Consider the following 23,068-nt stretch of genomic DNA (forward strand, 5'->3'; position numbering starts at 1 on the left):
TTTATGACCTGACCGTCATCGGACTCGCGCAGATGATCACTGCGCACCTTTCGGCGACTTGCTATGATGTGCGCCTGTATTCGCTGGCTGACGACGGATAAAAACAATGCTGAGTTTTCTACCGGCACCCGTAAGGGGTGTGATTGCTGCTGTACTGCTCGCCATCAACACAGTGTTCTGGTGTGTTCTGCTTTATATTCCGGCGCTGCTCAAGCTGCTGATTCCGATCAAGCCGTGGCGGGTCGCCTGTACGCGGTTGATCATCATGATTTCCGAAGCCTGGGCTGCCTGTAACACCGGCTGGATGAAATTGACGCAGCCGACACGCTGGGATGTGGAAGGGGCTGACAAGCTCCGCCGTCAGGGGTGGTATCTGGTATTGAGCAACCATCAGAGCTGGGTCGATATACTGGCGATGCAGCGGGTGTTCAACCGGCGAGCGCCGTTTCTCAAGTTTTTTCTGAAGAAAGAGCTGGTCTGGGTGCCGGTCATTGGCATTGCCTGGTGGGGCCTCGATTTCCCGTTCATGAAACGCTACTCCCGTGAATATCTGATCAAGCATCCTGAAAAGCGCGGGCAGGACATGGTCGCGACTCGCAAAGCCTGCGAAAAATTCCGTTTCGCGCCGGTTTCGGTGATGAACTTTGTTGAAGGCACCCGCTTCACGCCGGCCAAGCACGCCAAAGCGAAATCGCCGTACGAGAATCTGCTTCCGCCCAAGGCCGGTGGAGCCGGATTTGTACTGGACGCCATGGGGGATGCCATCGAAACCCTGGTCAATGTCACCATCGCCTATCCGCATGGCGCCCCGACCTTCTGGGAGTTCCTGTGCGGCAAGGTGCCGGTGATTCGCATGCGGATCGATACCCTGCCAGTGCCTGAGGGGCTCAAGGGCAAGGATTACAGTGCGGATGCTGAACAGCGCCGGAACATGAAAAACTGGCTGGGCGGCATCTGGCAGGAGAAGGATGCGCTACTGAAGGAACTCAACAAAGCGGACTGACGGCTAACCGCAGTCTTACATGCTATTGCCTGTTAGTTGATCGCCTGCATAAGGCCAATGGCCGGGACCTGCTCAAGCAGGTCTTCTATCGTCTGGGGGCGGCTGAACAGGTAGCCCTGCCCAATCTGTGCGCCCATTCCGAGCACACAGCTCAACTCCATTTCAGTTTCAATCCCCTCTGCGACCACCGTCAGGTCAAGCCGCTCGCAGAGGGTCAGAATCATCTCCAGGATGGCGCGTTTCTCGGCGTCGTGATCAAGCCCGGATATCAGGCTGCGGTCGATTTTGAGCTGGTCCAGCGGCAAGCTGCGGATATAGCCCAGCGATGAATAACCGGCTCCGAAATCATCCAGTGAAATCGCAACACCCTGCTTGCGCAACCGGTGAATCAGGTGCACTGCGACGTTTGGGTCCGCCATCACCGCGGTTTCGGTCAGCTCAACCTTGAGTCGATCCGGCGACACTGATTCACGGGCCAGCACGTCAAGGATCTGATCAGCCAGATTGGGATCGTGCATCTCGGCCGGTGACAGGTTGATGCTGAGTGTGAAGTCGTTACCGTACCGCTCCAGCAGCCTCTCGTCGTGCAACATCGGAACCGCCAGTTCCAGCATGCGCCCCGTCAGTTGGCGTATCAGACCGGTGCGCTCGGCCACCGGGACGAACAGCATCGGGGAGATCAGCCCACGCTCAGGATGACGGATGCGGGCCAGCACCTCGAATCCGGTGACGCGACCTTCCTGCAGATCCACAAGCGGCTGCAGAAACGCTTCAAGCCAGCCATGGCGCAGGGCTGAACGCAGCGTCTGTTCCATATCGAGTCGGCCGTGGGTTTCCGTGCGCATGGTATCTTCGAACAACACGAAGTTGCCGGTGCCTTTTTCCCTGGCTTCTCCCAGCGCGGTGCGTCCGGCCTGGATCAGACCCTGGGCTGTAACCGGGCTGTCCTCGGCCACCTGGGCGGCGGCCATTACGGCTGATAGCCAGACTTGTCGCTCACCCAGACTGAACGGGTCATCCATTGCATTCATGATGTGCTCGGCACGTTCGTAGAGTGCCGATTCATCCGTGGTATGAAAGACAAAGGCCAGCGTGCCGTCTGGCAGGCTTGCGATCAGTTCCCGGGGTTGGAGTGTCCGGGTGAGGCGCTGGCGGAGTGCAAGCCTGAGTTGCCGGTTTTCCTGGGCATCCAGTGTGGCCGCAATAAGCGGGCAGTTCGGGATGTTCAACAAGGCCAGGGTCAGCGGTGAATGAGGCTCAGCGCCAAGCGCAGTAGACAGGTGCCGCTCGAGGTAATCAACATTGGCAAAACCGGTGTCGGCGTCGATATATTGCGGGTCGTGCAGGGACTGGTCCAGATGGCTCAGCAGCGCATTGGCAGCATTCGCCAGAGCCTGGAGGTCGGCGTCATCATCGGGTAAGGGCAGCGGTGAAGTGGTGCCTCCCGATAATCGGGATTCAAGCTGTTGGGTCAGCGCCCTGATGTGGCGACGGAGTTGGTCCATGTCAGATGACGACACTGAGGCTATCCCGATTGAGGGTTAGGGAAAGTTTGAACGGCTGTAAAAATCCACGTAACGGATAATCGGGTTCGCGCATACGTCCCTGCCTGCCAGTAACATCAGTGGCTGGTATTGCTCTCATTAAGACTATGACGATGGCTGCAGCACATATCAAGTGATAACCGGCACGATGGACACCTGCGATCCTCGTGCCGGCTAAAATCAGGCAGGCTGTTGCGGTGCTGCCATAGAAAACTGGATTTGCTTGCGGGCGTCGTCCACCCCGGCAAACGTGACGGTCACCGGCTGGTCCAGCATATATGTCTGCTCCGGGCCGGTCAGCGTGAGGGTGATCGGGTCGAAGCTGTACTTGCCCGCCATATCCTTGGTACTGACAAAGCCTTCAATACCATTGCAATCGAGCTTCACAAAAAAGCCGGATGCGGTGGAGCGACTGATAACGCCTGCCATCGGTTGATCGCCCAGTTGCGGTGCGTACAGGCATTTCAGCCATTGTTCCAGGCTGTTGGCCGCACGGCGGGCATCAAACTGGGTTTGCTGCAGCGCGGCCAGCTGGTTTTCGGTGAAGCTGACATCCGGGCCGCCCCAGAGTGCTGCGCGCAGTATACGGTGAACATGGAAGTCACTGTATTTGCGCAACGGCGAGGTAAAGGTGGTGTAGGCAGGTAAACCCATACCCTGATGCGGTGCGGGCGTGAACGACAGCTCCGCACGGGTCAGTTGTCGCGACAGGATAGTTTTGACGGGCACGTCGCTGGTGAGCCCTTCGGTTTCACGCATCAGCGTTTTAAAGCCATCCGGGCTGGCCGGATCCACATCTGCCAGAGTGGGCGCATGGGTCTTCAGCAGTGTACGGATGTTCTCGTGGCGATCATCGCGCAGACCGCTGTGGGTAATGTACAAACCCTGTTTGCTGTGGTCGGTCAATGCCTGTGCGGCGCATCGGTTGGCGGCAATCATGCATTCTTCGACCAGCCGGTGCGCTTCATTCTGCATCGCAGGCTCGATCGTCCGGATGTGACGGTGCTCATCGAGTCGTAGCCTGAATTCGGGGCGATCAGCACTCAGCAGTGCGTGCTGGTCGCGCCAGCGACGCAATGCCTGGGCCGCCTGGTGCAACTGGTCCAGACTGCCGGAAACGGCATCCGGTAACGCGCCGGTCTCATCGTCTGAGCGGCCACTGATGACGGCATCGACCCGGTCGTAACTGAGTTTGCCGTGGGAGCGGATGATCGCCTGCTGCAGCGAGAACTCTCCCAATGAGCCGTCGTTGTTGACCTGAACATCACACACCACCGCCAGCCGTGGGCTATCGGGCACCAGCGAACACAGCTGGGTGCTGATGGCATCGTGCAACATGGGACGCGGTTCGCCGGGGAAATAGATCGCGGTGGCCCGTGCGCGGGCCTCCTGCTCAACCGGGCCGTTCACAGCCAGTAATGCTGTTGGATCAGCTATGGCAACCGACAAGGTCCAGCCTGTGGCGTTGGGGACGGCGTAGAGCGCGTCGTCCATGTCCTGGGTGCTGGGACTGTCGATGGTGACAAAAGGATCATTTGTTCGATCATGCCGATCAGCGGCCTGCTCTGAAACAAGCGCTTCGCTGAGTTGATCCAGCTCTTTGCGGGCCGGCTCGGACCATTCCTCGTTCAGATCGAACTGGGCCATGGTAAACGCGCGCTCGATACCGGGCTGATCCGGTTTGCCCAACACCCTGATAACGGCGGCCTGGCCTTTACCGTCCTTGACCGGGTGGCGATTAATGCGGCAATAGATGAAGTCGCCGGGCTCTGCGCCATCGCGTAGTTTGGGTGGAATAAACAGCCAGTGATTGAGCCCCGGTGTTTCCGGCGCCACAAAATGACCCTTGCCCCGCACCTTGTATTGACCGACGAATGTCTTGAGCGGTGATTCGAGCAGCTTGTCGATTTCCGCGTAGGCTTTGCCTTTTTCGCCTTCCTGCTCGATCACCTCGACGCGGTCACCGGGCAGTACCCGCTGCATCTGCTCTTGTGGCAGATACAGGTCCCGTCCATCGTCGAGAGCGACAAAGCCGAATCGGCCACTGGTGGCTTTAACGGTGCCTGGCAACACGACCTTGGTGGCTTCGATATCCGTTTTTAGCTGGCGCAACTGCGAAAGGGCGTCGGCATTTAGCATGCAATGGAACCTGAATGGCGGGGATTTGAAAATGGATTAAGGTATCTCGCAACAAGGCGATTGGCGATGCCAGCGCTTCCTGTTATCCGGAATCAAGGCTGGCAGGTGCTCAAAAGGGCTTATCGAGATGCTCGCAAACAGTATACCGATTATATCGTTTCGCGTCAGACAGAGGATTACCATCCAAGCCCGAAATTCGGGTCCGCCCAAAACATAAAGCCAACGTAGAGGCCGACAACCGCGACACTGGCGACAAAGCCACGGAAGCTCCAGCGATAGGCCTGCTGGTCATCCTTGCGCACCACAATCTGAACCAGTGCGCAGGCCGACAGCCCCAGCGACAGCACTGCCAGCACCATCGCGACATAGCTGCCGCTGCGCACCACCTTGACCTGCCGGGCATCCGCAGCGCTGACACCCTGGTCGATCACGTTGACGCCATGCATCGAGCCATGGGCCGGCGCCTCGACGGTGTAGCGGTAAAATGGCCAGAAGCGCCCACAGCGCAGGTTCACCGGGTCACCGGTATTGGCGACTGTAATGCCGCCGGCGCCCATCAACTGGCTGCCGCAATCGCTGACCGCCTGGCTGAGCTGGTTTTCGCTGATCTGGGTGTAGGTCTGACTGGTACCGAAAATGGCCGTGCCAGTGGTCTGGAACAGGGTGTACTCGATCATGCTGAGGCTGTAACTGATGCCACCGTAGAGAAACAGGCCGATCATCATGAAGCGGAGTATTTTGGGACGACTGTCGGTTTTTTCGCTGCTGTTCACTGCTGATTCCTGTTGTTTTTCGGTGTTGACGGGATCCATGACAGGCGTGAGTCCAAATTCTTGACCATACTGTCAGCGAGCCCGTCTCATCATTTGTGCACGATGATCCGGGTTCCCAAGCATAGACCGATACGCGGTCTGGTTTCGATACCCTGGAGGATTGAAATGGTAACGCCAAGAATGCATGGAGTGATTGTAGCGGCTATTTCGGTGGTGTTGGCGGCGTGCAGCACCACCGGCGACAAGGCTTCGCACGCGACGCATCAGGGCGCCGCGACTTCAACGCCCAAGGCGCAGTTCGAGTGTGCAGACCGAAACGGCAATGAATATATTGACCGTGCGGAGCTGGTTTACCTCGAAGAATGCGGCATCGGCGAAAATCTGTCATGTGGCAGTGTTGCGGCTGCGGATCCTAAAGACCAGCAAGGGGCGGCAGGCACCCGGGAAGACAAGCGGGCGAACTTTGAAGACGGGCGCCGTCAGCTGGAAGTCATGGATGCCGATCGCGACAACCGCATCAGCAAATTGGAATTCCGTGCGCACTGCAGCAACACCGCGGCGGACAAATAATCCGGGTGTTACTGCAGCCGGGTGACAGTCAGGGGTATTGGGCGAACGGCTGGGTCTGGCCCTGTTCGTTAAACAGTACAACCGTGTAGGCGTCCTGACGGTCGCCCATTTCCATACCCGGGGAGCCGACCGGCATGCCCGGTACGGCGAGCCCTTTCGCTTTCGGCGCCTCGGCAAGCAGCTTGTGGATGTCGCTGGCGGGTACGTGGCCTTCAATCACATAGTCGCCCGCGAAAGCCGTGTGGCAACTCGCCAGCTCGCGGGTCAGGCCTGCATCCATTTTGATGGCGTTGATGTTGTCTGTTTCATTCACGGTGACATCGAAGCCGTTGTCTTTCAGGTGCGAAACCCATTCTGTGCAGCAACCGCAACTCGGTGACTTGTAGACAGTGATGGCTTCTCCTGCCGCAGCAAAAGTACTTGCAGCAGCCAGCAGCAGAGTACTGACACTTCGGGCTAGCAGATTCATGGTGTGATCCTCAGTGATTGTGGGTGTTGTTGGATGGGTCGTCCTGCGCGGCGGGGCCGCTAAGCCAGAACCAGCTGACGACAAATGCGGCCAGCAATATGCCGGCACCATTGACCATTAGTGCGCTCATTGGTCGTCCTCCTTCTGTCGTTGTTGGCGGGCACCGGGCGGTTTGAATAAGCGCAGCCGGTTGGCATTGGTCACCACGGTGACAGACGACAATGACATGGCCGCGCCAGCCAGCACCGGGCTCATCAGAATGCCCCAGACCGGAAACAGAATACCGGCTGCGACAGGCACGCCAAGGCTGTTATAAACAAACGCACCGAACAGGTTCTGGCGGATATTGCGAACCGTCGCCCGGGAGATGGCGATGGCGTCGGCGACCCCGTGCAGCGAGTTACGCATCAGCGTGATCGAGGCGCTTTCAATCGCGACGTCGGTGCCGGCGCCGATCGCGAAGCCGACATCGGCTGCGGCCAGTGCCGGCGCATCGTTGATACCGTCGCCAACCATGGCTACGGTACGGCCTTCGCGGCGCAGATCCTCAACGATGCGGGCCTTGTCCTCCGGCAGAATGTTGGCGTGAAACTCGTCGATACCGGCTTCTGCCGCAATTGCAGCAGCGCTGGCTTCCACATCGCCTGTCAGCATCACTACCCGAATGCCCTGATGTACCAAATCAGCTATTGCGGCTTTCGAGTCAGGTTTGATCTTGTCCGCCACGCCAATCACGCCGACAGCAACCCGATCACGGGCGAGAAACAGCGGCGTGCCCGCAGCATTGGAGATGGTGGTCGCGGCCTCGTCCAGCGCAGACAGATCGACGCCCTCAGCTTCCAGCCAGCGGCGATTGCCCAGCCGCAGGGTGGCATCACCGCTCTTGCCGCTGACGCCCTTGCCGTTGACTGCATCAAACCCGTCGATTTCAGCCGGTGTTACGTCCTGTGCTTTGGCTTCGGCCATGATGGCTTGTGCCAGTGGATGTTCAGAATGTTGTTCAAGCCCCGCCGCGAGCGACAGCAACGCCTGTTTCTCCCTGTTGTTCACGGCCACGCTATGGGTCACCCGCGGCTTGCCTTCGGTAATGGTGCCGGTTTTATCCAGCACCACGGTATCCAGCTGGCCGGCCTGCTGCAGTGCGTCGCCCTGACGAATCAGAATGCCGTATTCCGCCGCCTTGCCGACGCCCACCATCACTGACATGGGGGTTGCCAGCCCCAGTGCGCAGGGGCAGGCGATGATCAGTACCGTGGTGGCCGCCACAATCATGTGAGCCGCCACCGGATCCGGGCCAAAGTTGTACCAGGCCAGCGCCGCGGCGATCGCAATCAGAATGATCGAGGGTACGAAGACCGCAGAAATGCGATCCGCCAGTTTGCCGATCGGCGGCTTGGATCCTTGGGCCTTTTTGACCAGCTGGATGATCTGGGCCAGCGCGGTATCCCGGCCCACCCGGGTGGCCTCGCAGACCAGCGAACCACTGGTGTTGAGGGTGCCGGCGGAGACCTCATCGCCTGCAGCCTTGGCGACGGGCATGGGTTCGCCCGTGAGCATGCTTTCATCGATGCGGCTGTTGCCCTCGATCACCTGACCGTCGACCGGCATCTTCTCGCCGGGCCGGACACGAAACTGATCACCGGCTCGCACTTCATCAATCGGAATGTCCTGTTCTTCGCCGTTGCGGATTACCCGGGCTGTTTTGGCGCGTAGATCAAGCAGCCGCCGAATAGCCTGAGAGGTGCGTCCCTTGGCCCGCAATTCCAGCGCCTGGCCCAGGTTGATCAGACCGATGATCATCGCGGACGCTTCAAAGTACACGTGCCGGGCCATTTCCGGGAGGGCGTCGGGCAGTAACACCACTACCATCGAATAAAGCCAGGCGGTGCCGGTCCCGAGTGCGATCAGGGTGTCCATGTTGGCGTTGTGATGACGAAAGGCTTTCCAGGCGCCGGTAAAGTAATGGCCTCCGGCCAGCACCAGCACGGCCAGTGTGACCAGGCCTACCAGCAGCCAGCCGGTCTGGTTGGCAGGGGTAACGGTCATGGCGCCGCCCAGCAACCCCCAGGCCATCAGGGGAACACCCAGCGCCAGCCCTACGGTCATCTTGATGAGACGCTGGCGGTATTCCCGCTGTTCGGATTCTACGCGCTGGTCGTCGGCAGCATCGGGATCTTCAATCTCGGATGCGCCATAGCCTGCGCTTTCTATTGCGCGGATCAGTGCTGAGGCATCCGGGGTGCCCTCTGCAGTGGCGGTGAGGTCGGCCAGATTCATGTGGGCTGAGCTGACGCCTGATACCCGCTGCATTGCGCCTTCAATAGTGCTGACGCAGGAGGCGCAGGTGGCACCGGTGATGGACAGGGTGATGGTGCTGCCGTTTTTTGAAGCGGATGCAGGCTGATCATCGCTTTCATTTGCCGGTGCGGAGGGTTTGGCCTCCGGTTTGGGCGCGCTGCAGCAACCGGGTTCGGAGTTTGCCTCAGGGTCGTCCTTCTCTGCGCTCTCAATGGGCTGTGCCGGATAGCCCGCCTCGGTGATCAGACGCGCGGCCTCGCGGCTATCGACGCCGTCGGGCAGGGCAACTTGCTGCTTCTCGAGATTGACCCTGATCAAATCCGTATCGCTCACCAGCGAAGCCATTGATTTGCGGATATTACGCACGCAACCCTGACAGGATGCGCCGGAGATAGACAAAGCCGGGTTGAAGGCTTCACTCATCGTCTTGGCCTCCTTTTGCTGAAAGAGTTTCTGTCTGCCGCTCCGGGCTGTCGTCCCAGTGTTCGATCAGCCGGCAAATGGTATGACCATCGGGCGTGCCGTCGGGCATAGTCGACCACGCCGCCATGGCATCACGCATTCGATCGCGCAGTGCCTCGAGTTCTGCAAGCCTGGTCTCTACTTCGGCCAGGCGATGTTCAAATACGTCGCGGACCATGGGGCAGGGGGAGTTGTCATGATCAGCCTGATCAAGAATGGACTGTATTTCGGCGAGACTGAATCCCAGTTGCCGGGCTTTGCGGGCGAACTGCAGCCGTGTCAGATCTTCGCTGCCGTACTGTTTGTAGCCGTTGTCCGGATTGCGTTGCGGATGCAGCAGGCCTTCCCGGGTATAAAAACGCACAGTATCCGGATTCACGCTGGCGGCTTTGGCAATTTCGCTGACTTTCACAAGACCTCTCCCGTCTAAATCCTGTTCAAAGGATAGCGGTAGTTTAAAACCTTTGAGCAGGTCACAGGTCAAGGGTTATTGTTAGCCGCGAGGGGAAGCAGCTCGTTAAGCGCCGGTCAGCGGGCTCGAAGGAAGGTGTGGCAGTGGCGGCACTGGTCCGGCGCCATCATTTTGGCTTGCCAGCCGATACGTTCGCCGCAGGCCGGGCAGGCCAGCCGCAGCTGTAACACGATGATGGGGATAACGAGCAGCGCAATGATGATACCCAGACCGCTCCAGTCGTTTCCATCGGAAAGCCCCAACTGACTGCTGAACACCAGCAGGGTCAGCAGTGTGATAAAGGCGACTACAAAGTAACCCATGTTCCACGCTTCCCAGCGGCGGATCCGGCGGGCCTGATCGGGAGACAGGTAGTGTGGTGATGGTGTCATGGAGGCAACCTCAATCCCGTTGCAAATAGAAGCGGCAAGGCCTGTGAGGGCCTGAACCGCTGCAATCTTACGATCTTCTATCTGTTTTTACGAGCAGGCAGCCGAAACCGGATGACTCCCGGGATCAGCGCACAGTACCGGTATCACGGCTTGATTTGGCATGGCGTGTGATCATCGCTTCGACTTCTGCAGCCGGCATGGGGCGGCCGATCAGATAGCCTTGCGCCAGATCGCAGCGGTGTGTCTGGAGGAAGCTGAGCTGGGCATCGGTTTCAATCCCTTCTGCACAGACCTGGATACCCAGGTTATGGGCAAGATTAATAACGGCTCGGGTAATGACCGCATCATCATGGCGTTCCGCGACCCGCGTAATGAAGGAGCGGTCAATCTTCAGCAGATCTACCGGAAAATCACGCAGATAAGCCAGTGATGAATAGCCCGTACCAAAGTCATCAATCGCCAGGTGTACTCCCAACTGATTCAGCCGTTTTAGCTGGTCCAGGTTGCGCTCGAGGTTTTCGATAAATATTTCTTCAGTCAGCTCGACTTCGAGTTGTTCAGCACTGACGTCATTGGCGCGTAAGGCGTTTTCGATATTGGACACCAGATCGCTGTCTTCCAGTTCGCGCCCGGAGAGATTGATTGCGATGCGCAAGTGCCCGAGTGGTCCGCCCCGCCATGCGGCCAGTTGTCGACAGGCGGCCAGTGCCACCCAGCGTCCTATATCGGCAATACGCCCGCTTTCCTCGGCCAGCGGAATGAAGTCGACCGGCGGCAGGAGCCCCCGGGTCGGGTGCTGCCAGCGCACCAGTGCTTCGACGCTGCCAATCTGCTGGGTTGCCAGATCCAGCTGTGGCTGGAAATGCAGGACGAACTGATTTTCGCTGAGGGCCCGGTTCAGATCTTTATCCAGCTCCAGTCGCAGCACTTCCCGTTCCTGCATGCCCTCGGTATAGAACTGGTAGTGATTGCGGCCGTTCTCCTTGGCCCGGTATAGCGCAACATCTGCATTGCGCAGCAGCAGGTCGGCATCGAGGCCGCTCTGGGGGTATACGGCAACGCCCATGGTGGCGGTCAGGTTGTGGGCTTGTCCCTGCACCAGGAACGGCTCAACAAAGCAGTGTTTGATCTGGCCGAGCAGCGCGATTACATCGTCGATATCATCGATATGCTGCTGGCAGATCATGAACTCGTCGCCACTGGAATAGGCGACCAGTACCCGCTCGTCACTGAGCTTGTTGAGGCGCTGTGCAACCTTGATCAGCAGTTCATCGCCAAACTGATGACCCAGGGTGTCGTTGAGTATCTGGAAGCGGTCGAGATCGATCATGATCATCGCTGCCTGACGGTGCAGTCGATCGGCCAGGGCCAGCGTATGGCTCAGGTCTTCCATGAAAAAGCGGCGGTTGGCGAGCCCGGTCAGGCTGTCGGTCGACTCAATACGGGCCAGGTCCTGCTGCACGGATTCCCGTTGATAGACCTCTTCTTCCAGCATCGCCCGGGTCTGGGTCAGCACGCGGTTGCGGCGTGTCACCAGTTGAGTCAGCCATACCAAAAGGCTGATCATCAGCCCGAGGAGAGACAAACTGAACAGCGCCATCCACGGCTCTGCCCCTTGATGCTGCTCTACCCATTTAACGGTTGGCGTGATCCTCAGAACCCAGTTCAGACCGGGTACCGTGAGCGCTCCCTCGGCGCTGAACTCAGCCTGCATTGGCAGATCGGGTGTCTGTTTGAAACGAATATCGTCGCGCTCAATGATTTCGATCTGGAAATCATTGTGAATCCGGGGTGTGATGAGGGCTTCAACCAGACCTTCCAGCCGGAAGACGCCCGCAATGAAGCCCATTGGCCTTTCCTGAGGTGCAATGGGGGCATAGGCGACGATACCGGTGCCGCCCTGTTTCAGTTCGACGATGCCTGAAAAATCGACCCTGCCGGTTTCGGTGGCCTGATCAAGGCTGTCTTTGCGTTGCTCGTTGAAGGCGACGTTAAAGCCCAGCGCATTGTCGTTGCCGTCGAGAGGCTCTATCCATTGAATTCGGTAATCTGGCCCGATCCACTCGATTGCCTGGTAGTGGGTGAAGTGACGAAGATAGCTACGAGCGTCCATACGCCAGGTGTCAACGCCAAGGTCGGGCGTTACCGAGCGTCGCTCCGCCATACGCTCAAGTGCGCGCACGTGGCTGTGGAAATCGCTGTTCAGTTCTCGTACTAAAGCGCTGATCTCGGTGTTCAGGTTGAACTGAATCTGGTGCTGGTTCTGTTTACTGATGCCTGCACAAAGAAAACCTGCCAGTACGGTGAAGGTCAGCATCAGTATCACAGGGATAGCCGGGCTTAGCAGTACCCGTGCTAATCCCGGGTTCCGGTCTGATGTCGATTGATCTGGCATGAAGGGCCTGTAGGGAATGAGTATAAGGAGCTACGCGTAACCACTACTAGATTTTCGGCGAGTAGCCCAATTACTTCACTATACTTTACAAGTATTTACAAAGTAATGTCTCGTGACATGGCACACGTCTCATAAATCCCTTTTATATCAACGCCAGGCTCCGCAGCAGATAGATGCCGATGCTCAGGGTGATCGGTGCCAGCAAGGTGGATAATGCAACGATGTTGGCGGCAAGTTGGTGATTGCCGCCCATGCTGCGGGCCATCACATAGCTGACAGTTGCGGTGGGCGCGGCAAACATGGCAAACAAGGTGCCCAGCTCCGTTGCATTGAAATCGAACCCGAACGCGATCGCGCCCCCCGTCAGAATCACCGGAAGCAGGACCAGTTTTACCAGAACCGCGATCAGTGCCGGTATCGAACCGTGGCGCAGCGCACCAAGCGTCAGCGTGGCCCCGACGCAGAGCAGTGCGAGTGGCAGGGTCATCTGGCCAAAATAGGCGGCACTGGTCAGCAACAGCTTGGGGACCGGTATTTTCAGGGCGGCAATCACCAGTCCGCTCAGAATGCTGATAATCAGCGGGTTTTTGATGATGCCAAGCGTGACATGGCGCCAGGAGGTTTGGCCCCGGCCGGAGGCGGCTTGTAGCGCAAAAACTGACAGGATGTTGTAGAACAGCGTCATACCCGCCAACAGAATGGAGCCCATCGCGAGCCCTGACTTGCCATAAAGGCTGGCACAGACCGCGAGGCCAATAATCCCCAGATTGCCGCGAAATGCGCCTTGAACAAAGACGCCGCGATCCGGACCCGATCCGGGCCACCAGGCGCTGATAAACCAGAGCGCGAAAAAGCTGGCCAGGGTGGCGGCGACGCCGTATCCCAGATGCTGGGCGTTCATTGTGCTGGACAGGTCAAGGTCAACCAGACTGGTCAGAATCAGTGCCGGCAGTGCCAGTTTGAACACCAGCCTGGAACCGACCTCTTCGAAATCCTCGGTAATCCAGCCGATACGACGCAACAGCCAGCCCGTGCCCATCACCAGGAAGATGGGGGCGGTGACGGAAAGGGCAAATAACAGGTTGTCTAGATAACTCACGAAATACTCTGGTTACGGATCATGTCACGCACGCGCCTGGACAGCGAGATGTCGTAGGCGCCGTCTGGCAGTGGTGCGGCGATGGTGTAGATGTGGCCATTATCATCGGTAGGTTCGTCTTTCAGATCAACCAGACGTTGGGCTATAGGCTGTTTGTCGCCGTTCAGCAGAATCTCGATGCGTGGTCGCAGCTTGTATGAAGGATGGGTACCAATCACCACAGCGATCTCGCCGTTGGTCATCTCGACCAGGCTGCCCGGTGGGTAGATGCCGATCATACGGATAAAGGCTTCAATCAATTCGGGGTCGAACTGTTTGTTGCGCTCCCGGAACAGAATGCGCATGGCATCTGAAGCCGACAGCCCGGCCCGGTAGCAGCGGTCGCTTGTAATCGCGTCGTAGGCATCAACAATTGAAATCAGGCGGGCGAAACGGCTGATTTGCCAGGCTTCGAGCCCGCGGGGATAACCTCTGCCGTCCAGCCGCTCGTGATGATCCCGACAGACTGCAGCGACGATAGGATCGAGCGTGTGGTGCGATTGCAACAAACTGAATCCGTATTCGGTATGGCGCTTCATTTCGGCCATTTCTTCACTATTCAGAGCGCCCGGTTTGTTGAGGATGGTTTTCGGGACGTGCATTTTGCCAATGTCATGCAACAGCCCGCACAGGCCGATTACTTCCATATCCTGTTTGGGGAAATCCAGAAAGCGGGCAAAGGCAACCGCAAATATCGCCACCCGTAGGCAATGCTCTGCTGTGTAGGCATCCTGATGCTTGATGCGGTTCATCCAGAACATGGCGTTGGGATTGGCGCTTATGCTGGTCACGCAGGCTGCAATGACAGGCCGGGAATCTGTCAGGTCCAGCATATTGCCGGCTTCGATATCCGCCAGCATGCGACTGACAAATCGCTGGCCGGCCGCGTAAGCCCGGCTGGCTCCCGGCAGCTCGCTTTCCAGCGAGCGGGATTCTGGCATCGGCTGCTCACGGCGGCGCCGGCGGGCTTCGATTTTTGACATCAGTGGGGCGAGGGTGCGGGTTTCGGCTTCCACCACAACCCAATCACAGTAATGTCGAAGCAGGCTTAGCTGGTCCGCATTATCAATAGTGAAGCCCTGGAACAACACGGGGACTTCAGTCCAGGGGCGGTCCAGTTTGACTATCCGCATGCCTGGCGCCAACAGATCAACAGGCAGGCGTGTACGAGTCAGGGCAACAGAAGCGCGTTGGTTCGATAGCTTCGGGTTATCAGGCGGACGACGAAACCACATGATGTGTCCAATCCGTTGAGCATATGGCCTGTATTATGGCACGGCATGCTCACTTGCACATGCTATCGGCACTTCAACGCAGATCAGAACCCGAAGCCAACACCGCCGGAATAGGCCGATGCCAGCACAAACAACATTGTGACCGCTGAGATTTTGGCGAACGAAATCAACTCACTGACCATGATGCACCTCCGGTTGTGACATGCAGGCGGGAATGTGTCGTCAGCGACAATAGCTGGCGGCTCATTCAGTTGTTCCGGTTAGTCTCTCGCAAGTTTGAGTCCGTTTGATGAAAACCGGAGTCTTTTATATGAGTTGCCGAAGGGTGTTCAGAAGGGCGGTCAGGTTGTGGTTGGTCGTGGTGTAAAGTTAGGTGACATCAGCGGGCAGCGAAGTGACAGACGTTGCACTGCCCGCAAGCCGTTTTACCCTTAGGTCAGGCGAGAAGTGACCGCAATTTTAAGGGGATGCGAGGTGACCCGTTCCATCATCAGGATGTGACCGCCAGCGGGACGCCCAGGCGCGGAATTTCCTGTTTCGGACAGCGGTCCATCACGACCTGCAGGCCAGCACGCTCGGCTTTTTCTGCCGCGCTTTCATCGATCACGCCAATCTGCATCCAGACGATACCAATGCCTTTGTTGATTACTTCGTCGACTACCGGGGCTACCCGGTGAGAGGCCAGAAACAGGTCCGCCATATCAACTTTATCGGGAATGCTGCTGACAGAGGGGTAGACGGTTTCGCCCAGCAGTTGGCCGCCCGCAAGCCGGGGGTTGACCGGGATCACCCGGTAGCCACGCCCCTGCAAAAACGCCATTACCTGGTGGCTGTCACGGTGGTGTTTTTCGCTGGCACCGACCAGGGCGATGGTGCGTACGTTTTCCAGAATAACGCGTAACTGATCGGGGCTGTTTACGGGCATGAAAGGTTCCTCAAAGACTGTCCCGGTGCGCCTCAAGTGACACCGATACCGATTCGGCATAGCGTAGCGCGTGGGGCTTATCAATTTCTACCCTTGCCCACTGCACCATGCCATGGGCCATCACAATCATCAGCACTTCGTGGGTCATGCGTTCGAGCAGCGCAAAGCGGTTGCCGTCCACATGGTGGATGATTTCCTTGGTGATGGTGCGATAGTTCAGGGCGGACGCAATGTCATTATTGCTCACAGCAGCGGATGCGTCATAGCGGAGTTTGACGTTAATCCGCACATCCTGCTGATTGTTGATTTCTTCTTCTTTGATACCGATATAGGTACGCAGCAGCAAATCCTTGATGCGCACGGTGGCCTGACGATCGACATTGGGTGTCGGCATAGCGGGTCTCATATCTGGGAATTTAGGGGCTTCAGCGCTGGCTGATCAGAGTCAGGAATTCAGTCCGGGTTGCCTGGGATTTGCGGAAGCTGCCGAGCATAACGCTGGTCTTCATCAGCGAGTTCTGTTTTTCGACACCGCGCATCATCATACACATGTGCTGTGCCTCGATGACGACACCGACGCCGTCAGCTTGCGTGACCTGACGGATCGCTTCGGCAATTTCCCGTGTCAGGTTCTCCTGAATTTGCAGTCTACGGGCATACATATCAACGATACGGGCCAGTTTCGAAAGCCCGAGCACCTTGCCTTTGGGGATGTAGGCAATGTGGCACTTGCCGATAAACGGCAACAGGTGGTGTTCGCACAGGCTGTAGAGCTCAATATCCTGAACCACGACCATCTCGTCCATGTCGGACTCGAAAACCGCATTATTGACGATGCTGGCCAGATCCTGGCTATACCCATGGGTTAGGAATTCCATGGCTTTGGCTGCCCGCATGGGCGTGTCCTGCAAGCCCTCCCGGTCTGTATCCTCGCCCAGAGACCGGATGATTTCCGCGTAGTGCTGGGCAATGCTGCTGGTGTTGTCGCTCATTGTTCGCTCTCTCTGGCGTCCGGTTTGCGTCGGTTACTGTCACCATGACGTCGCCGTAGTGTCCATCCGTCACCATCAGTGACGATCGCCAAAATACTGACGACGCGTCACCTGGCGTCATGTCGGATAACAAGATACGCCGGAACGGGCCGAACGGATGGGCCGGATCGTGACGGGTATGACTGGCGCTATCGGGGCGGCTGGTATCGTGAGTTCCGGCCTGTATGAGGGAAGATTAAGCTATTTTTGCAGCAAAACCCAAATAGCGAGGCTGCAGACTGGGCGTGCGCGGGACGTTATTCAGAATTACCCTGGGCGTCCTTATCCCGGTTCAGGCGCAGCGCAACATCAATCGCATCGGCCTCGGCTGCCAGTACCTGACACAGCAGGCTGTCGGCACGTGAGCCGGACGCTCTTAACAGCTGTTGCTGTTTTAGTTGGTAAAGCCGGTCCAGACGATTCTGATCGTGATGTGTCCGGGACAATGTTGGAATGCCTCGCATGATGCTACCTCTTAACATCCAGTACGCCAGAAGAGGGAAGGGTCGGCGCCTGGTTGAGACTTCAATGAAAAACTATGCGTAAACTATGCCAGAGCACCGACACGCCGCACTTTTATTCTTGTTGCCCTACTAACATATTGTTCTATATTAATTTGTTAGATATCTGGTGATGTGTCGTTGTCAGGCAGCAGAAAACAGGGATGGTCCACAGATGCCGCAAAACGGCAGGTGTAAACTGGGCTTTACATACCCAATTGAAAGGGCAGCCGGCAGGCTGCGGATAAAAGCCTATGGAACGGGTGGTTTCTCTCAATGTGTCGCAATTGGACGCGACAGCGGATATGACGTTGCCGCGCTGGCAGCAGGGTGGCAAATGGTTTTGCTATGGTGAGCACGCCATCTTCAGCCGGATCGGTGGTGCCGGCGATGCGGTATTGCTGTTACATGGCTTTCCCACTGCCTCTTGGGACTGGAGCCGCATTTGGGCGGCTTTGTGCCGGCAGCATCAGGTGTTGGTGGCGGACATGCTGGGGTTTGGCTTCTCTGACAAGCCGAAGCACTATCCTTACAGCATTGTCGATCAGACAGATATGCAGCAGGGTTGGCTCGAGGCTTTGGGTATTCGCCGCGTTCATCTGCTGGCCCACGATTACGGTTGCAGCGTTGCTCAGGAGTTGCTGGCCAGAGATCAGGAGGGGACGCTACCATTTTCTGTTGCCAGCGCCTGTTTTCTCAACGGTGGGCTTTTCCCTGAAGTGCATCAGCCCCTGCTGATCCAGAAACTGCTCTGCGGTCCTCTGGGCGGGCTGGTCAGTCGGGCGCTGACGCGTCAGGTATTTGACTACAATATCTCGAAAATTTTCGGGCCTGCCCACCGGCCGAGTGCGGCCGAGTTGGACGATTTCTGGCAGTTGTTACTCTACGACAATGGGCGGGGAATCCTGCACCGTCTGATTCGGTTTCAGGAAGAACGACGATGCCACCGCCATCGTTGGGTCGGCGCGATGCAGACTGCCCCGCAACCGTTACGGATGATTTGCGGAACAAGTGACCCGGTTTCCGGGCTGGCGATGGCTGAGCGATACCGCACACTGGTGCCCGACCCTGACGTGGTGACGCTAGAGGGGGTTGGCCACTACCCTCATTATGAGACGCCGCAAAAGGTGTGCGAGGCCGTTACGGCGTTTTGGGCGTCGATCTGACTCAGGCGGCGCCGTTCGTCGGTGGCTCGGGTTCCTCAAAATCCGGGTTTTCCCGGGCGGAGCCGCGCACGCTGATCATCCTGTTGCGCCCGGCATCCTTGGCGGCGTAGAGCGCCTGGTCAGCCCGGTTCAGCCAGGTGGACCAGGTTTCACCTTTGATCACTTCCGTGACACCCGCGCTGGCGGTGATCTGGATGTCGTCCCGCACCGGCGTCGCGCGAATGGTCGACAGCAACTGATTCGCCAGCTCCTCCGCTTGCTGATGGCGGGTTTCCGGCAATATCACCATGAACTCCTCGCCACCAATCCGAAACAGCTGATCGGCATCGCGCAGCCTGCGTTTCAGTCTAGCTGCCAACGCCGTCAGAACCTCGTCACCGGCTGCGTGGCCCCAGCGATCATTAATCGCCTTGAAATGGTCAATATCAATCAGGACCAGGGTGGCGACACGCTCGTAACGCTCCCGCAGCTGAATCTGGGTATTGAGCAGATCCGCCAGTTGGGAGCGGTTCAGGCAGCCGGTCAGAGGGTCAGTAGTGGCCAGCTCAGTGAGCTCTTTCTGCATACGCCCCACCAGCCAGGCGAAAACACCCACGAAAATACCGGTAAGACTGAGAGAAAACGCGATACGCCAAAACTCCTGCTCCGGAAAGCGCATAAACGAGACGGTGGACATCACCACAATAAAGATGACGTTCACGCTCAGTGCTTCTCTCAGGGAGAGCAGAAAAAAAATGGCGGCGATGGCGGAATAGGCCCAGAACAAACCGTTATGGCCATTGATGACGGTGGAGTACACCGTGCAGGCAATGGCAAAGAGCGCGAAAAAACGACCCTTGAACAGGTAGCGGTTCCGGGTGCGCAAAAAGAGGATGACCAGTACCAGGTTCAGGCAAAACAGGGCCAGCAAAAGGCTGAGTAACGCATGCCCGTTGGCCCACTGCACCAGAACAAGAGGGGCAACGGCAATCAGCGACCAGAAATGGACGTGGTAGACGATTTGACGTTGGTACCCGAGCACCGTTTCGGTTGGGTTGGTCGATAAATCCAGGGAATACCGCTTGTTCACTCCGCGCTCCTGCCTGCATTTGGTGAAGGGCGTATTCCGGTCACCATGCGTAATTTCACTGAGTCTAGCACGTCGTTGCGAAGTCGAAAGGGTCTGTCACGATTCAGGCTGGGACGGTTCAAAAGGGTGGCGATTTAGGAGTGTTCAGTGACCAACAGGATTGGCAGAAAGACCCCCTTCCACGTAATCGACAAAGCAGTTGAACAGCGTGTTGTTATCGGGCCGGATATTGCCGAAGGGGGTGTTCGACAGCATGTCGATCTCGGCGGCGCCATGAATAAGGTTAACGAAAGTGATGGCGAGTCTTATCCGCAAAATGTCCCGGGGAACGTCGGGCAGCACCCGATGCAGCTGCAGTTCAATGCGCTCAACGTCGGGGCGGAAGTGCTTATTCATCAGCTGCACAACGTCAGGTGTGTTATCGGCATTGAGGTGCGCCATAAACCGCAGTGCAGCAGGGCCCCAGTCAGGTGTTACGGCGAGCGAGAGGTAGGGCGTCGCCATCGCTTCCACTACCGCGCGAAGGCTGGGGTGGGCATCCGCTTCGGTGGCGTCCAGGCCAGCCTTGAATGCCGGGCGCGTATAGTCGGTTATAAACGTGACCACTGCTTCGAGCACGCCAAGCCGGCTGCCGAAGTGGTAATGGGCTGCAGCGGAGTTCCGGGTGCCGGATTCTGCGCTGATCGTGCGCAGTGATACGCCGTCCAGGCCACGCTCCGCGTAGAGCGCCAGGGCGGTCATGATGATGTTGTGACGGGTGGTATCGCCGTGACTCGAACGGGCCATGATCAGCACTCGGAAAAATTCACGCGCAGTATACACTGGATAGCCTGACGCAGTCCTTCTGGCTGAGGGCGCATGAGTTCGGTAGACTTCTGCAGCTTTACTGGCGTGATTCGGGACGATCCATGACCACACGAAATTCCAGCTCACCGGCACTGACGATTCTGGCCGGCCGCCGCGCGTATCAGCGCATTCGTGAACGCGGTCTCCAGCCTGAGGATGTCCACGTGATTCCGGGCGCCGCAGGCGGCCCAAAGGCATTGGGGATTTCAGGCCTTGATAAGGCTATCTTCGGCCATTGGCTGCCGCAGGTACAACAGGTGCGTTCGCTGATTGGCGCCTCCATCGGCAGCTGGCGGTTTGCCGCGATCGCTTCGGGTGACCCGGTCGAGCAACTGAACCGTCTTTGCGAGCTTTACACCAGTCAACGGTTTCCCAAGGGTGTCAGTATGGCGGAAGTGACCCGCCGTAGTGTGCTGTTCCTGGAGGAGCTGCTGGCAGGGCGCGAAGACGCCATTCTCAATCATCCGGATTACCGTCTGAGCATCGTGGTGGTGCGCAGCCTCGGCATGTTGCAGCATGATACCCGTGGCCGCCTGGCATTGGGGCTAATGACGGCTATCAGCGCCAACATGGTGAGCCGGCGTCATCTGGGCCGCTTTCTTGAACGAGGGATTATCCATGACCCGCGCAGCAAGACCCCTTTGGGCGACCTGATTGATTTTCGCAGCCACCAGGTGCCACTGAATCGCGATAACCTGATGCCGGCGCTGCTGGCGTCAGCGGCCATACCCATGATCATGTCGGGTGTTCCAGGGATTGCGGGTGCCCCCGAGGGCGTATACCGCGACGGCGGGCTGCTCGACTACCATCTGGATCTACCCTACGAGCAGCCGGGTGTTGTGCTGTATCCCCATTTTACCGACCGGGTAGTGCCGGGCTGGTTTGATAAGAGCATGCCCTGGCGCCGGGGTGATGCCACCCGGTTGCAGGATGTGGTGCTGATTGCGCCGTCGCGGGACTACCTGCAAACCCTGCCGGACCGGAAACTGCCCGACCGCAAGGATTTTGAACGCTATATGGGTGCTGACGACAAGCGCGAATCCGTCTGGCGTCAGGCGATAGCAGAAAGTGACCGTCTCGGTGACGAGTTTATGGAGCTGATCGAAAAAGGCCGGATTGGCGAGGTCGTCCGGCCCTTGTGATGGGCGGTGAATAAAGCGCGAGTTGGACGGCGATTGAGCGCTGTTCGGCGGTTCTACAATGGTTCTTCCGGTTGGCCTGGGCGTGAGATGCCTGAAAGCCGGAAACCTGCATACCCATTGAGCGTGTCGATCAGGGGCTTTATCCGCAGGGTCACCGGCACCGGGTAGTTGTCGGTATGCTGCAGTATCAGATCAATCCGGGTCAGCTGTTTGTCGCGTCTGCATTCCGCCAGCGCTTGCCGGAGGCGCTCCTGATCCGCTGCAATGACGACCTCTGTTATCAGGTGCTGGGTCAGGCTGCCTGGGGGTTGTCCGATTAAGGCCAGAATCTGGGGAGAGATATAGCCGAAGCGGCCGGCCTCATCCAGATCAGCAATGAATCCACCTGCCAGCTCCACCAGGTCACGGCTGCGCTGCTCGCTGTCGTTCAGCGCCCGTTTGAGGGCATCTTTCTCAATTCGCGCGTTTTCATTGGTACGCCGTGCGGTCGACAGGTGTTTCCGTACTTCTGCCCTGGCCGCCATTTCAAACCGGATCCGTTTACCCAGCCACCACGCCAACGCCGCCATCAGAAGCGATCCGGCGGCGCCAATTAGCCAGATAAGCTCCCGTATCCTGCGGGATTCGCCATAAATCAGGTTGCTGTTCGGCGTAGAGGTGAGAATCCATTCACGGTCCGCGACTGATAATGCAGATCGGATCGCCAGGCCTGGCAAGGGGTGCTCGATTTTTGATGAGGCGAACAGGGGCAGCTTGAGGTGTTGGTCCAGGTCGAACACCGTGGCCTGCATATCGTCGCTGATATTTCCCGGCACAATATCCTGAATCAGATTTTGGGGTGAAAGGGCGAGGCTGACGATTTCACGAGGTTGATCCGGCGCTATCTGCGGGCATGCTCTGAACAGGCGGACACTGGTTTGTTGCGAGCCGTTGCGCTGAAGATAGGTTTGCGCGGTAGCCGATGTCTTTTCGTGCAGCAATGCGGTTTCGAGTGGCTGACGCCAATGAGGAACAGTGTTAACGACCAGCCCCAGAGTAATGGCGGTTGGCATACGCTCCGCAACCTGAACGACCACCTGATAGTCGTCATCGTTTGCTGCGGTGACCGTTTCGCCGTCGGCGTGCCAGGCGCCAAACGTGATGTACTGGTTATTCTCCGAAGACAGCTGCTGCTCAACAAAACTCCGTTCGGTGGCAGGAACAGTGGCAATCCGGTCGAGGGTCAGCACATCCGGAAAGCGTCTGAGCAGCAAACCGGACTGCTGATTGAACATCTGCTGTCGGTTGATGCCAGGCTGCATGGCGCTGGCGACCATGTTGAGCAGGTTGAGTCGCTGGTTGATCGCGCTCTGGATTTCTTCCGCCAGTTCGAGATGCTGGTCTTCAAAGAGTTCACGGCTGTTGTTATCCAGCTGTTGCTTGATCAGCCAGCTCACCAGTCCGGTGGCCAACAGCCCTGCAGCCAGAACCGCAGCGGGTAACCAGACCAATATCCATCGTCCCGTTGGCGGGGTCATAGG

Annotated in this window: 21 protein-coding genes; 4 read left to right on the forward strand and 17 right to left on the reverse strand. The window is 57.9% G+C overall.

Annotated elements, in window-relative coordinates:
* Positions 1–106 precede the first annotated feature (106 nt).
* A complete protein-coding gene (locus ACUN9X_RS03400) occupies positions 107–1,003 on the forward strand; it encodes an acyltransferase (RefSeq protein ID WP_260038640.1) in 897 nt (298 codons plus the stop codon).
* 32 nt (positions 1,004–1,035) lie between these two features.
* On the opposite strand, the gene ACUN9X_RS03405 is transcribed toward ACUN9X_RS03400, so the two are convergent.
* The 3 genes from ACUN9X_RS03405 to ACUN9X_RS03415 form a co-directional block, all read right to left on the reverse strand.
* Positions 1,036–2,523 (reverse strand): putative bifunctional diguanylate cyclase/phosphodiesterase, encoded by a 1,488-nt coding sequence (locus tag ACUN9X_RS03405; RefSeq protein ID WP_260038639.1) that lies wholly within the window; start codon positions 2,521–2,523, stop codon positions 1,036–1,038.
* A 204-nt stretch (positions 2,524–2,727) separates the two neighbouring features.
* On the reverse strand, positions 2,728–4,686 hold the full coding sequence (locus tag ACUN9X_RS03410; RefSeq protein WP_260038638.1) for a ribonuclease R family protein: 1,959 nt from the start codon (positions 4,684–4,686) through the stop codon (positions 2,728–2,730).
* 176 nt (positions 4,687–4,862) lie between these two features.
* Complete coding sequence (locus ACUN9X_RS03415) at positions 4,863–5,459, reverse strand: hypothetical protein (protein WP_260038635.1); 597 nt, start codon at positions 5,457–5,459, stop codon at positions 4,863–4,865.
* Between the two features lie 165 nt (positions 5,460–5,624).
* On the opposite strand from ACUN9X_RS03415, the gene ACUN9X_RS03420 reads away from it, so the two are divergent.
* Positions 5,625–6,029 (forward strand): hypothetical protein, encoded by a 405-nt coding sequence (locus ACUN9X_RS03420; protein ID WP_260038633.1) that lies wholly within the window; start codon positions 5,625–5,627, stop codon positions 6,027–6,029.
* A 28-nt stretch (positions 6,030–6,057) separates the two neighbouring features.
* Here ACUN9X_RS03420 and ACUN9X_RS03425 read toward each other — a convergent pair whose 3' ends face one another.
* The 11 genes from ACUN9X_RS03425 to ACUN9X_RS03475 all read right to left on the reverse strand — a co-directional run bounded on the left by ACUN9X_RS03425 (position 6,058) and on the right by ACUN9X_RS03475 (position 17,289).
* The gene (locus ACUN9X_RS03425; RefSeq protein ID WP_260038631.1) at positions 6,058–6,498 is read right to left on the reverse strand and encodes a DUF411 domain-containing protein; all 441 of its coding nucleotides are present in this window, start codon (positions 6,496–6,498) and stop codon (positions 6,058–6,060) included.
* A 126-nt stretch (positions 6,499–6,624) separates the two neighbouring features.
* A complete protein-coding gene (locus ACUN9X_RS03430) occupies positions 6,625–9,219 on the reverse strand; it encodes a heavy metal translocating P-type ATPase (protein ID WP_260038630.1) in 2,595 nt (864 codons plus the stop codon).
* Positions 9,212–9,670, reverse strand: coding sequence for a MerR family transcriptional regulator (locus ACUN9X_RS03435; protein ID WP_445472189.1), 459 nt, complete (start codon positions 9,668–9,670; stop codon positions 9,212–9,214). Before ACUN9X_RS03435 ends, ACUN9X_RS03430 begins: the two co-directional genes overlap by 8 nt.
* Before the next feature lie 116 nt (positions 9,671–9,786).
* The gene (locus tag ACUN9X_RS03440) at positions 9,787–10,101 is read right to left on the reverse strand and encodes a hypothetical protein (protein WP_260038627.1); all 315 of its coding nucleotides are present in this window, start codon (positions 10,099–10,101) and stop codon (positions 9,787–9,789) included.
* A gap of 124 nt (positions 10,102–10,225) precedes the next feature.
* Complete coding sequence (locus tag ACUN9X_RS03445; protein WP_445472190.1) at positions 10,226–12,496, reverse strand: putative bifunctional diguanylate cyclase/phosphodiesterase; 2,271 nt, start codon at positions 12,494–12,496, stop codon at positions 10,226–10,228.
* A 142-nt stretch (positions 12,497–12,638) separates the two neighbouring features.
* Positions 12,639–13,595: an AEC family transporter gene (locus ACUN9X_RS03450; protein ID WP_260038625.1), complete on the reverse strand. Its 957-nt coding sequence runs from the start codon at positions 13,593–13,595 to the stop codon at positions 12,639–12,641.
* A complete protein-coding gene (locus ACUN9X_RS03455; RefSeq protein WP_445472191.1) occupies positions 13,592–14,869 on the reverse strand; it encodes an HD-GYP domain-containing protein in 1,278 nt (425 codons plus the stop codon). Before ACUN9X_RS03455 ends, ACUN9X_RS03450 begins: the two co-directional genes overlap by 4 nt.
* Before the next feature lie 490 nt (positions 14,870–15,359).
* Positions 15,360–15,794, reverse strand: coding sequence for a CoA-binding protein (locus tag ACUN9X_RS03460; RefSeq protein ID WP_260038623.1), 435 nt, complete (start codon positions 15,792–15,794; stop codon positions 15,360–15,362).
* 10 nt (positions 15,795–15,804) lie between these two features.
* Positions 15,805–16,188 carry a dihydroneopterin triphosphate 2'-epimerase gene (gene folX, locus ACUN9X_RS03465; RefSeq protein WP_260038622.1) on the reverse strand — a complete coding sequence of 128 codons (384 nt, stop codon included), beginning with the start codon at positions 16,186–16,188 and terminating at the stop codon, positions 15,805–15,807.
* A 31-nt stretch (positions 16,189–16,219) separates the two neighbouring features.
* Positions 16,220–16,786 carry a GTP cyclohydrolase I FolE gene (folE, locus tag ACUN9X_RS03470; RefSeq protein WP_260038621.1) on the reverse strand — a complete coding sequence of 189 codons (567 nt, stop codon included), beginning with the start codon at positions 16,784–16,786 and terminating at the stop codon, positions 16,220–16,222.
* Between the two features lie 296 nt (positions 16,787–17,082).
* Complete coding sequence (locus tag ACUN9X_RS03475) at positions 17,083–17,289, reverse strand: hypothetical protein (RefSeq protein ID WP_445472192.1); 207 nt, start codon at positions 17,287–17,289, stop codon at positions 17,083–17,085.
* 290 nt (positions 17,290–17,579) lie between these two features.
* On the opposite strand from ACUN9X_RS03475, the gene ACUN9X_RS03480 reads away from it, so the two are divergent.
* Positions 17,580–18,491 (forward strand): alpha/beta fold hydrolase, encoded by a 912-nt coding sequence (locus tag ACUN9X_RS03480; protein ID WP_445472193.1) that lies wholly within the window; start codon positions 17,580–17,582, stop codon positions 18,489–18,491.
* Between the two features lies 1 nt (position 18,492).
* On the opposite strand, the gene ACUN9X_RS03485 is transcribed toward ACUN9X_RS03480, so the two are convergent.
* Complete coding sequence (locus tag ACUN9X_RS03485) at positions 18,493–19,560, reverse strand: GGDEF domain-containing protein (protein ID WP_445472194.1); 1,068 nt, start codon at positions 19,558–19,560, stop codon at positions 18,493–18,495.
* Between the two features lie 144 nt (positions 19,561–19,704).
* On the reverse strand, positions 19,705–20,346 hold the full coding sequence (locus tag ACUN9X_RS03490; RefSeq protein ID WP_445472195.1) for a TetR/AcrR family transcriptional regulator: 642 nt from the start codon (positions 20,344–20,346) through the stop codon (positions 19,705–19,707).
* 122 nt (positions 20,347–20,468) lie between these two features.
* Between ACUN9X_RS03490 and ACUN9X_RS03495 the strand changes: the two genes are divergently transcribed.
* Complete coding sequence (locus ACUN9X_RS03495; RefSeq protein ID WP_445472196.1) at positions 20,469–21,548, forward strand: patatin-like phospholipase family protein; 1,080 nt, start codon at positions 20,469–20,471, stop codon at positions 21,546–21,548.
* A gap of 53 nt (positions 21,549–21,601) precedes the next feature.
* Here the strand turns inward: ACUN9X_RS03495 and ACUN9X_RS03500 are convergent, their stop codons facing one another.
* Complete coding sequence (locus tag ACUN9X_RS03500; RefSeq protein WP_260038612.1) at positions 21,602–23,065, reverse strand: PAS domain-containing protein; 1,464 nt, start codon at positions 23,063–23,065, stop codon at positions 21,602–21,604.
* Positions 23,066–23,068: the final 3 nt, after the last annotated feature.

The sequence above is a fragment of the Marinobacter sp. V032 genome (genome assembly GCF_052645435.1).

Excerpts from the sequence above, each read along its gene's own strand:
- ACUN9X_RS03495 (WP_445472196.1), top strand. The coding sequence starts at position 20,469 with ATGACCACACGAAATTCCAGCTCACCGGCACTGACGATTCTGGCCGGC.
- ACUN9X_RS03500 (WP_260038612.1), bottom strand. The coding sequence starts at position 23,065 with ATGACCCCGCCAACGGGACGATGGATATTGGTCTGGTTACCCGCTGCG.
- ACUN9X_RS03440 (WP_260038627.1), bottom strand. The coding sequence starts at position 10,101 with ATGACACCATCACCACACTACCTGTCTCCCGATCAGGCCCGCCGGATC.
- ACUN9X_RS03455 (WP_445472191.1), bottom strand. The coding sequence starts at position 14,869 with ATGTGGTTTCGTCGTCCGCCTGATAACCCGAAGCTATCGAACCAACGC.
- ACUN9X_RS03460 (WP_260038623.1), bottom strand. The coding sequence starts at position 15,794 with ATGCCCGTAAACAGCCCCGATCAGTTACGCGTTATTCTGGAAAACGTA.
- ACUN9X_RS03445 (WP_445472190.1), bottom strand. The coding sequence starts at position 12,496 with ATGCCAGATCAATCGACATCAGACCGGAACCCGGGATTAGCACGGGTA.
- ACUN9X_RS03490 (WP_445472195.1), bottom strand. The coding sequence starts at position 20,346 with ATGGCCCGTTCGAGTCACGGCGATACCACCCGTCACAACATCATCATG.
- ACUN9X_RS03420 (WP_260038633.1), top strand. The coding sequence starts at position 5,625 with ATGGTAACGCCAAGAATGCATGGAGTGATTGTAGCGGCTATTTCGGTG.
- ACUN9X_RS03425 (WP_260038631.1), bottom strand. The coding sequence starts at position 6,498 with ATGAATCTGCTAGCCCGAAGTGTCAGTACTCTGCTGCTGGCTGCTGCA.
- folE (WP_260038621.1), bottom strand. The coding sequence starts at position 16,786 with ATGAGCGACAACACCAGCAGCATTGCCCAGCACTACGCGGAAATCATC.
- ACUN9X_RS03430 (WP_260038630.1), bottom strand. The coding sequence starts at position 9,219 with ATGAGTGAAGCCTTCAACCCGGCTTTGTCTATCTCCGGCGCATCCTGT.
- ACUN9X_RS03410 (WP_260038638.1), bottom strand. The coding sequence starts at position 4,686 with ATGCTAAATGCCGACGCCCTTTCGCAGTTGCGCCAGCTAAAAACGGAT.
- folX (WP_260038622.1), bottom strand. The coding sequence starts at position 16,188 with ATGCCGACACCCAATGTCGATCGTCAGGCCACCGTGCGCATCAAGGAT.
- ACUN9X_RS03480 (WP_445472193.1), top strand. The coding sequence starts at position 17,580 with ATGGAACGGGTGGTTTCTCTCAATGTGTCGCAATTGGACGCGACAGCG.
- ACUN9X_RS03475 (WP_445472192.1), bottom strand. The coding sequence starts at position 17,289 with ATGCGAGGCATTCCAACATTGTCCCGGACACATCACGATCAGAATCGT.
- ACUN9X_RS03400 (WP_260038640.1), top strand. The coding sequence starts at position 107 with ATGCTGAGTTTTCTACCGGCACCCGTAAGGGGTGTGATTGCTGCTGTA.